This is a genomic window from Streptococcus sp. DD11 (assembly GCF_001578865.1).
GTDB lineage: Bacteria > Bacillota > Bacilli > Lactobacillales > Streptococcaceae > Streptococcus > Streptococcus panodentis.
In genome coordinates this window covers 125,271-134,585 of the sequence record NZ_KQ969392.1, presented here as the reverse complement: position 1 = coordinate 134,585, position 9,315 = coordinate 125,271, and the positions used below count along the sequence as shown (strand labels likewise).

The following is a 9,315-nucleotide window of genomic DNA, read 5'->3' as shown; positions in this document are numbered from 1 at the left end:
GGTTATGAAACGCTGAAAAGCTGACAGCTGAGCTCTTTGCCCAGATTGAAGAAAAAACAGACTATCTCTGTGATGGCTTACGAAATCTGGCAGGCAAATACAGCATCAGTCTGCAAGTTGTGTCCAAGGGGACCATGTTTGGCTTCTTCTTCAGCCAGAAGCCAGTTCGCAACTTTGCGGATGCTAAGGCTGCTGACCATGCTCAGTTTGCACGACTGCACGGTCTCTTGCTGGAACAGGGCATTTATCTGGCTCCGTCTCAGTATGAAACCAACTTTATGTCCAGTGCCCATACTCAGGCAGACCTAGACCAGACCTTGGCAGCCTTTGAGCAAGCATTTCAAAAAATGAAAGAAGAAGCAAATGGCTAAGATTGTGTTAGTGACAGGCGGTGCCAGAAGCGGCAAGTCAGCATTTGCGGAGGAGAGGCTGGCGGCCCGAGAGCAGGTCTGCTACATTGCGACCGGCCTGCCCCGAGGAGAAGATCCAGAATGGCAGGAGCGGATTCGGCTGCACCAAGAGCGGCGGCCCGCTTCCTGGACGACTCAGGAGCAGTATGCTGGGTTGGCGGACTGGCTGCGAGAGCAGGCCCATCCAGTTTATCTGCTGGACTGTGCTACTCTTCTGACCAGCAATCGCCTCTTTGATTTGATTGCCCAGCATTTTCCAGACAAGCTGGAGCTGACCGAAGAGCACTTTCTCAGCCGGCAGGAGCAGTCTTTTCTGCTGCAGCTGCTGGAAGAGGAGTGGCGGGAGCTCTTATCTGCCGTCCGTCAGACAGATGCCGAGTGCTGGATTGTCACGGATGAGGTCGGTCTGGGCATTGTGCCAGATACCAGACTAGGCCGCTTCTTCCGCGATGTACAGGGCCGAATCAACCAACTGATTGCAAAGGAGGCGAGTGAGGTTTATCTGGTTATCTGCGGCCTCGCTCAGCGGTTAAAATGATAAAGGCTTTGATTATCTACACCCAATTTTTCAGCCGGATTGTCATTCCAAAGGCAGTGGATATGTCCTATCTGCGCCGCGGTCTGCCTTTTCTGACCCTCTTTGGCCTCTTGCTGGGGCTCATCTCAGGCGCCTTTTACTACCTAGCCAGTCTGGTCTTGCCGGGAATGGTCGCTTGGGTCCTGACCCTTGCTTTTGATGTCCTGCTGACAGGCGGCTTTCATCTGGATGCTCTGGCAGATACAGCGGACGGTCTCTTTTCCTCACGCAAGAAGGAGCGGATGCTGGAGATTATGAAGGACAGCCGGATTGGCAGCAATGGCGTGCTGGCCCTCATTCTCTACTATGCGCTGATGCTGGTCCTCTATCCCTATCTGCCGGAGCCCCGCTGGTTTATCGTGGCCAGTCTGACCATGGTGGGCAAGGCCGGTCTCAGCCTGCAGCTCTACCGGATGGTCTATGCCAGAGAAGGCGGCGGATCGGGAGATTTCTTCCGCGGCAGCAAGACCCATCACATCCTGCTGGCTCAGCTTCTTCCCTTGGCCCTGTCCCTGCTGGTCTTTGGCTGGAAAGGTCTCTTGGCTTACAGCTTGGTCCTTCTGGGAGCAATCGGCTATCGCCGTTTTGTTTATGATAAAATTGACGGCCATACAGGCGATACGCTGGGAGCCTCTGTCGAAATCGCCCAGCTCCTCTATCTCTTAGGATTGGCGGTGCTGGGATGAAAAGATGGTATCTGATGCGGCACGGTCAGACGGACTACAACCGCAGGCGCTGTTTCTACGGCAGCCAAGACGTTTCTATCAATGAGCAGGGTCAAGCAGAGGCTAAGCAGCTGCGCCTTCTGATGCAGGAGCGAGCAGTTGAGGCCGTCTACACCAGCCGGCTCAAGCGGACTCAGGAAACAGCCCGGCTGGCTTTTCCGAGTCGGCACCTTCAGCCGATAGCTGACTTTGATGAACGGGACTTTGGACAATGGGAAGGCCTGACAGCTGATGAGATTGAGGCGGCCTTTCCGGAAATCTGGCAGGCTTGGCTGGAAGCGCCCTTCGAGGTCACGCCTCCTGAGGCAGAAGTTTTTTCAGACTTTCAGACTAGAGTCTGGGCAGCAACGGACCGCTTGCTGGATAATGCTGAGGAGTCCATCGCGCTAGTGGCTCATTTGGGAGTGCTTCGCTTGATTTACCAGCATTTGGTTGACCGAGAGGCAGTTTTTTGGAACATTGATGTCCCCCAAGGACGAGTGCTGCTATTAGAAGAGCAGGACCAGACCTGGCAGGCAACCCTGCTCTAAGGGTTCTTATTTAAGAACAGACAACATGATTTATCTTGGAAAAGAGGTGACCAGATGACTACACAGATTCAGGATCCATTTGCTTTTAAAAATGGCCAGACCATGCGCAATCGCGTTGTTTTGGCGCCCATGACTATTTGTGCCAGTGAGCCCGGTGGCTATGTGTCTCAGGCTGATATTGACTTTTTTGCCCGCCGGTCGAGGTCGGTTGGCATGGTTATCACGGGCAGCGCCTATGTTCATCCTCTGGGCAAGGCCTTTGCGGAGAGCTTTAGTGCAGCGGAAGACGATAAGATAGAGGGGCTTAGCCGGCTGGCCAAGGCCATCAAAGACCAAGGGGCTCTGGCTATTGTGCAGCTTTATCATGGCGGCCGTATGGTTCTGCCGGACTTGATTGACGGTCAGCCAGCAGCGCCAAGTGCCGTCAAGGCTCCGCGCGACTATCTGGCAGAGCCGAGGGCGCTCAAAAACGCTGAGGTGGAGCAGGTGATAGGGGACTTTCTGTCAGCTATCAGACGGGCGATGGAGGCTGGCTTTGACGGAGTCGAGCTCCACGGAGCCAATACCTACCTCATCCAGCAGTTTGTCTCTCCCCATTCAAATATCCGTCAGGACAAATGGGGCGGCAGTCTCAATAACCGCCTGCGTTTCCCAAAGACCTTGCTGAAAAGAGCCAAGCAGCTGGTCAAAGAAGAGGCTGACCGCCCCTTCCTGATCGGCTACCGCTTTTCTCCGGAGGAGATTGAAGAACCGGGTATCCAGCTTTATGATACCCTGCAGTTGTTGGAGCAGCTCATCTATCATCAGGTAGATTACCTGCATATTTCGACCTCTGATATTTGGCGCCCGTCTATCAGAGATTCTCAGGACTCGGAGCCGGTGATTCAGAAAATTATCAGAAAAATCAATGATAGAGTGCCCCTGATTGCTGTCGGTCAGATTGAGACCAAGCAGGATGCCCAGCGTGTTTTGGATGCGGGGATTCCGCTCTTTGCCCTCGGAAAGGCCCTGCTCTTAGACCCAGACTGGACGGAAAAAGTTGTCTCCGGCCGGGAGGCGGCAGTCATCCGAGCTTATCGCGATGAGCTGCAGGCTGACTTGGCCCTGCCAGCGGCCTTTGTCGAAGATGCTCGAAGCTATCTGGAAGGAAAAGACTAAGACAGGCAAATCCCCAAGGAGGAAAGAGAATGAGCAATCGCTTGTTTTTCGCTCCTTTGCTCTCCCATCTGCAGGACATTGAACCACCCTAGACAGAGAGCAAAGCGTATCTAGATTTGACTAGGACAGACCGTCTTCAAGCAGTTTGCAAAAATAGAAAAGGAATTTGAATCGTTTATGAAATATTTTACAAAAATAATGGTTGCAGCCTTGGCAGGCTTAGCCCTAGCCTCCTGTGTAAACCCGAGCAAAACCAGCGAGTCTGCGGGAGATAGTGACAGCAAGACTGTGACCATCGGCTATACCCAGTTTCCAGCAAATGTCGATCCGGCAGCGGAATACAACGGCTGGTTCACGGTTCGTTACGGAGTGGGAGAAACCCTCTTTAAGATGGACGACAAACTCGAAGTAAAACCTTGGCTGGCTGAGAAAATCGAAGCTGTCTCAGACCTAGAGTGGAAAATCACGCTCAAGGATAAGGTAACCTTCCAAAATGGCGAAAAGATGACCGGTGAAAAGGTCAAAGCCTCTCTGGAGCGCTTGGTGAAGACAAGTGAGCGGGCAGCATCAGATATGGGGATTGACAGCATTTCTGCAGATGGCCAGACTGTGACTATCAAGACCAAGGCTGTGCAGCCAATCATGGCCAATCTTCTGGCAGAACCGTACTCAGCTATTGTGGATACGACGGGCAAGAGCGCATCTGAAAAAGCTCCTGTCGGAACAGGACCTTACATGGTGACCAAGTACACTCCTGAGAGCGGGGCAGAGCTCAAGGCTTATGATGACTACTGGGATGGCAAGCCTAAAGTCAGCAATCTGAAGATTAAATATTTCTCTGATCCAACAGCTATTTCTGCAGCCCTGCAGTCCAAGGAAGTGGATGCCGTCTATGGTCTGCCTTATGCAAATCTAGCTACCTACGCTTCTGATAAGAACTACAAAATTTCTGAGGTAGAAGGCTCTCGCTACCTAGCTTACTACTATAACTTTGACAATCCTTATGTAGCAGATGACAAATTCCGTCAGGCGTTAGATACCTTGGTAGACAAGAAGACCTATTCAGAATCCCTCTTTAAGGGAGCTGCTGTGCCAGCTGTTGGACCGTTCCCTACAGGCTTTGCCTTTGCCCTGCAAAAGAGCGTTCATGAGTTCAATGTTGACAAGGCTAAGAAACTCTTGGACGAAGCGGGCTATAAGGATACCGACGGCGATGGCTACCGTGAAAAAGACGGCCAAAAAGTCAGCATTGAGCTGCTGTCCTTTACCCGTCTGCCTGAAATGCCGCTGGCTGTAGAAGCCACTCAGCAGCAGCTCAAGGAAGTCGGAATCGAAGCGACCATTAAGAAAGTTGAAGTCAGCGCCGTTGCCAGTGAAAAAGACTATGCCTTCACACCTTACGCTGTGGTAGCAGCTCCTATCGGTGATCCCTATGCCTTCTTTAACAGTGCTGTCAAAACAAACGGTACAGCCAATATCGGTCACTACAGCAATCCGGAAGCAGACAAGAAAATTGAAGAGCTGGCAACCGAAACTGATCCGGCTAAGCGCAATCAGCTCAGCAAGGAAATCCAGGAAATCATGGACAAGGACTACGGCTTTACCATTATCGGCTTCTACAAGGTAGCTCTGGTTATGGACAAGTCCGTCTCTGGTCTGGAATCCCATCCGACAGACTACTATCACGTCAGCAACAAACTATCAAAGGAATAAAATATGCTGGAAATGAAAAATCTGCTGGTGCAGTCAGCAGATAAAGTCATTCTTGATCGGGTTTCCCTCTCTCTTGCAGAAGGGGAGGCCCTTTCGATTGTAGGTGAGAGCGGCAGCGGCAAGTCCACCCTGCTCAAGCTGCTGCTGGGTCTCCCTCTCAGGGGGCTGACAGTGACGGAGGGCAGTATTGTCTTTGAAGGGCAGGAACTGCAGCCCCAGGACCATCGCATTTATCTGCCTTTTGTTGGCCGAGAAGTGGCCTGGATTAGCCAGCATGCCAGTCTCAGTTTTAACAACCGCCGCAAGATTAAAAAGCATTATCAGGACTTGGTGAAAAACCAGGGCCAGCAAGCTGTAAATCTCCGTCCCTTGGAAGAATGTCTGGAGATGGTGGGACTGCTGCCTGAAAAAATCGTCAATAAGTATCCTATGGAGCTCAGCGGCGGTATGATGCAGCTGGTTGGCGTGGCGCTGGCTCTAGCGAGCAGACCCAAGCTGCTGCTGGCTGATGAGCCGACCAGCGCACTGGATGTCCTGTCGAAAAGGAAGCTGCTTGGTCTCTTAAGCAGGCTTCATCAGGAGGAAAAAATGGCCATTCTCTTTGTCACCCATGATATCAGCGTAGCCGAGCATCTGGCTCAGAGAGTAGCAGTCATGAAGGAAGGACGGATTGTCGAAAGCGGACCAGCCCATCAAGTCCTCCACCATCCTGAGCAAGCCTATACCCAGAAACTGCTGAGGGCTGTGCCCAAACTGGCAGAGTTTAGAGAGGGAGGGCAGCGATGAATCAAGTCTTAATCGGCCGGCAGCTGACTTACGAGTACGGTCAGATTGGCGATCGGAAGGTCGGTGTCTTTGACATAAATGTTAGCTTGGAAAAGGGACGGGCACTGGGGCTGGTTGGAGAGTCCGGCTCTGGAAAGAGTACTATTGCCAAGCTCATCTGCCGTTTTTTAAAGCCAGATCAAGGCCAGCTGACCTTGCTGGGCAAGTCCGTCTCTGACTACAAGGACAGAGACTACTATGCCCGCGTCCAGTATATCGCCCAGCAGCCCCAGTCGACCTTTCATCCCAAGCGCAGCATTGAGCAGAGCCTAGAAGAGGTCTGCCGCAACTTCTCTCTCTATCAGCAGCCGTCGGATAGAAAGCAGGCCATCCATGACTTGCTGACCTCGGTCGGTCTGACATCTGAGCTTGCCCAGCGGCTGCCCCATCAGCTGAGCGGCGGAGAATGCCAGCGGGCGGCCATTGCCCGTGCCCTGCTGATCCATCCCGATGTGCTTATCTGCGATGAAATCACCAGTGCCTTGGATGTGACCGTTCAGTACGAGGTCATGCAGCTGCTGGCAAATATCAAGGAGCATTCCCAGACTGCCTTTCTCTTCATTTCACATGACATTGCTCTGGTCAGCAATTTTGCAGAAGACTTGATCGTCCTTAAGGACGGAATCGTTCAGGAGCAAGGCAGCATGCAAGAGGTCGTCTCTGCTGCCAAGAGTGACTATACCAAGCTCCTGCTGAGCCAGTACAGGGAGGAGAAAGATGAGCATTAAGCAGCAACTAGCCTCTCTGCCTCCCTGCAGCAGCTATCAGGGCAGTCTGCCTATCAGGGATGAGCTGGCAATCCAGTATACTCTGCTCAAAGGACAGGCCTCCCAGCCCTTGCTGACCATCAGTGCGGCAGTTCACGGCTGCGAATATGTCGGGGTCAAGGCGCTGATGGATTTGGCGCATGAGTGGGACTTTGGCTATCAGGGCTCTGTCCTCCTCCTGCATGCGGTCAATGTCAGCGGCTTCTGGGCCCGGGAGACGACGCTTGTGCCTGAGGACGGTCTCAATCTGAACCGGATTTTTCAGAATCAAGAGCCGGTTTCCAGTCTCAGCTATCAGATCAAGGCTGTGATAGAGAGTCAGATCTTTCCTGTCAGTGATTTCCTGATTGACCTGCACAGCGGCAATCGGGAAGAACTGCTGACACCGCATGGGTACTACTCGCTTCTGGCGGATCCGGAAGTGGTTGAAAAGTCCTATCAGATGCTGCAGGCTTCTGGGACGCCGATTATCTATCAGTCTCAGGATCGTGGCAATCTTTATCATGCCGCCTCAGTGGACTATGGCCTGCCCAGTATCCTGCTGGAGCAGGGAGAAAACGGCACCTGCCTGCCAGAGGATGTTCTGGCTATGAAAGAGTCGGTCAAGCAAGTCGCCCGCTATCTTTTTGAAGGTGTCCTGCCTTATTATAAGCAGACTCCGTTGCTCTTTGATACCAGCTATTATCTGACCTGCCAGAGGTCGGGCTGCTGGATGTGCTTTGTCCGGCCCAATCAAACAGTCCAGGCTGGTCAGGTCATTGGCGAAATCTGTGATATTTACGGCAATATTTTAGAAAAGGTGACAGCCAAGCAAGACGGCCTGGTCCTCTACCAGAAAGCGACCTTGGTCGTCCGCCAGGGCGAAGTGCTGCTGGCTGTAGCCAGCAAGAAGCCTGAAAGCTACCAGACATCTGAAAGGGAGGCGTATGATTAAATTCTTTATTAAAACTATTCTGCAATTCATCCTCATCCTGCTCTGCGTCAGTTTTCTCTCCTTTTTGCTGGTTTATCTGGCACCGGGAGATCCGGCTGAGAGCATTCTCAATGCTCAGGGCATTCCTTATACCAAGGAATTGCTGGAGATCAAGCGGATGGAAATGGGCCTGAATGGCAGTTTTATGGAGCAGTATTTGGCCTGGCTGAGCAGGATTGTCCATGGTGACTTTGGAGTGACCTATAATTCCGGGGCTTCGGTCTGGGAACAGCTGGTTTTCTATTTTCCCAATACAGTCTATCTGGCTTTTTATACCTTGCTGGCGACTCTGGGAATTTCCCTGCCGACGGCTCTCTATACAGCCTATCATTCCGGTCGGCCGGTCGACCGTTTTCTGATGGCAGGTCTGGCTTTTCTGAATGCCATTCCTAGCTTTGTGATGGGGATTATCCTCATTCTGATCTTTTCCGTTCAGCTGCACTGGTTTCCCATTCAGGCGACGGCCAATGAGCTGGGCCTGGTTCTGCCAGTCCTGACACTGGCTATAATCATGTCCACTCGTTATATTCCGCAGCTGAGAACAGCTTTGATAGAAGTGCTGCATTCGCCAGAAGTCGAAGGTGCGCGGGGCCGGGGGATTCGAGAGGGCCATATCCTGCTGCATGATGTGGTTTATAATGTCCTGCCCTTTCTTCTGACTCTAGTCAGTCTCTCTCTGGGGTCGCTCCTAGGCGGGGTGGCTATTATCGAGCACCTTTTTTCCTGGCCGGGCATCGGTAAGATGCTGATCGGAGTAGTTGCCAAACGGGATTATCCCCTCATTCAGGGGGCGGTTCTCTTTATCACAGCGGGAGTCCTGACGGTCAATCTAGTCTTTCAGCTGCTCATGGTTTGGCTCAATCCTCGAGTCCGTCTGGCTCAGGAAAATCCCAAACTGCTGCCGCGCATGAAAAAACTAAAAGCAAGCAAGGAGGGCACGTATGGATAAGAAAATCAATCGAAAACTCTTGCTCTTGGGCGCTTTCATCGTTCTGGCCTTGACCCTATCGTCCTTGGCTCCCCATCTCTTGGGGGACAGTCTGACCAAGGTCAATCTGGGTCAAGCCCTGCAAGGACCGAGCAGCAGTGAGTGGTTCGGAACAGACGCGCTGGGACGGTCTGTCTTTGCGCGTGCAGTCAGCGGGGGTGCAGAGACGGTCTTGCCAGCCCTTATGATTTTGGTGCTGATTGCGGCGGTGGGGTCTTTTGTCGGAGTGACCAGTGCCTTCATCGGCGGGAAATTCGACCAGTTTATCTTGCTGCTTATCACGGTTTTCCAGTCTTTTCCATCTATCATTCTGGTTATTGCCATCGTCGGTATATTGGGCATCGGTCTCCAGCAGACCCTTATCGCTATCTGCCTGACAGCCTGGACCAAGTATGCTTATCTGATGCGCTCTATGACCCTGCAGCTGAAAAATGAACCCTATATTCAGTCCTCAAAAATGTATGGCAATCATTTTTGGACAAGCCTGAAAAACTATTATTTCCCCAGTCTTTTTCCTCAGATTCTGACGACCATGAGCTTTGACATCAGCACCATTATCATGGAAATCGCTGGCCTCAGCTTTGTAGGACTGGGAGCTCAGGCGCCGTCGCCGGAGTGGGGGGCCATGATCAATGACGGCCGGATTTAC

General features: G+C 52.3%; 10 protein-coding genes and 1 pseudogene. All 11 read left to right on the top strand.

Annotated elements, in window-relative coordinates; translation table 11 throughout:
• Positions 1 to 371 (top strand): annotated as a pseudogene (locus STRDD11_RS00635) (aspartate aminotransferase family protein); the annotation flags it as partial.
• Positions 364 to 948 (top strand): bifunctional adenosylcobinamide kinase/adenosylcobinamide-phosphate guanylyltransferase, encoded by a 585-nt coding sequence (gene cobU / locus STRDD11_RS00630; RefSeq protein WP_128834369.1) that lies wholly within the window; start codon positions 364 to 366, stop codon positions 946 to 948. The pseudogene STRDD11_RS00635 and the gene cobU, both read left to right, overlap by 8 nt.
• Positions 945 to 1,673: an adenosylcobinamide-GDP ribazoletransferase gene (gene cobS, locus STRDD11_RS00625; protein ID WP_128834367.1), complete on the top strand. Its 729-nt coding sequence runs from the start codon at positions 945 to 947 to the stop codon at positions 1,671 to 1,673. Before cobU ends, cobS begins: the two co-directional genes overlap by 4 nt.
• Positions 1,670 to 2,242: a histidine phosphatase family protein gene (locus STRDD11_RS00620; protein WP_128834364.1), complete on the top strand. Its 573-nt coding sequence runs from the start codon at positions 1,670 to 1,672 to the stop codon at positions 2,240 to 2,242. Before cobS ends, STRDD11_RS00620 begins: the two co-directional genes overlap by 4 nt.
• Before the next feature lie 54 nt (positions 2,243 to 2,296).
• The gene (locus STRDD11_RS00615) at positions 2,297 to 3,400 is read left to right on the top strand and encodes an NADH-dependent flavin oxidoreductase (RefSeq protein WP_128834362.1); all 1,104 of its coding nucleotides are present in this window, start codon (positions 2,297 to 2,299) and stop codon (positions 3,398 to 3,400) included.
• 177 nt (positions 3,401 to 3,577) lie between these two features.
• Positions 3,578 to 5,113: an ABC transporter substrate-binding protein gene (locus STRDD11_RS00610; protein ID WP_128834359.1), complete on the top strand. Its 1,536-nt coding sequence runs from the start codon at positions 3,578 to 3,580 to the stop codon at positions 5,111 to 5,113.
• 3 nt (positions 5,114 to 5,116) lie between these two features.
• On the top strand, positions 5,117 to 5,899 hold the full coding sequence (locus tag STRDD11_RS00605) for an ATP-binding cassette domain-containing protein (protein WP_128834357.1): 783 nt from the start codon (positions 5,117 to 5,119) through the stop codon (positions 5,897 to 5,899).
• Positions 5,896 to 6,666 carry an ABC transporter ATP-binding protein gene (locus STRDD11_RS00600; protein WP_128834354.1) on the top strand — a complete coding sequence of 257 codons (771 nt, stop codon included), beginning with the start codon at positions 5,896 to 5,898 and terminating at the stop codon, positions 6,664 to 6,666. Before STRDD11_RS00605 ends, STRDD11_RS00600 begins: the two co-directional genes overlap by 4 nt.
• Complete coding sequence (locus tag STRDD11_RS00595; RefSeq protein ID WP_128834352.1) at positions 6,656 to 7,639, top strand: M14 family metallopeptidase; 984 nt, start codon at positions 6,656 to 6,658, stop codon at positions 7,637 to 7,639. Before STRDD11_RS00600 ends, STRDD11_RS00595 begins: the two co-directional genes overlap by 11 nt.
• The gene (locus tag STRDD11_RS00590; RefSeq protein ID WP_128834349.1) at positions 7,632 to 8,627 is read left to right on the top strand and encodes an ABC transporter permease; all 996 of its coding nucleotides are present in this window, start codon (positions 7,632 to 7,634) and stop codon (positions 8,625 to 8,627) included. Before STRDD11_RS00595 ends, STRDD11_RS00590 begins: the two co-directional genes overlap by 8 nt.
• Positions 8,620 to 9,315, top strand: a 696-nt coding sequence (locus STRDD11_RS00585; protein WP_241209263.1) for an ABC transporter permease, incomplete at its 3' end; no start/stop codon positions are given. The genes STRDD11_RS00590 and STRDD11_RS00585, both read left to right, overlap by 8 nt.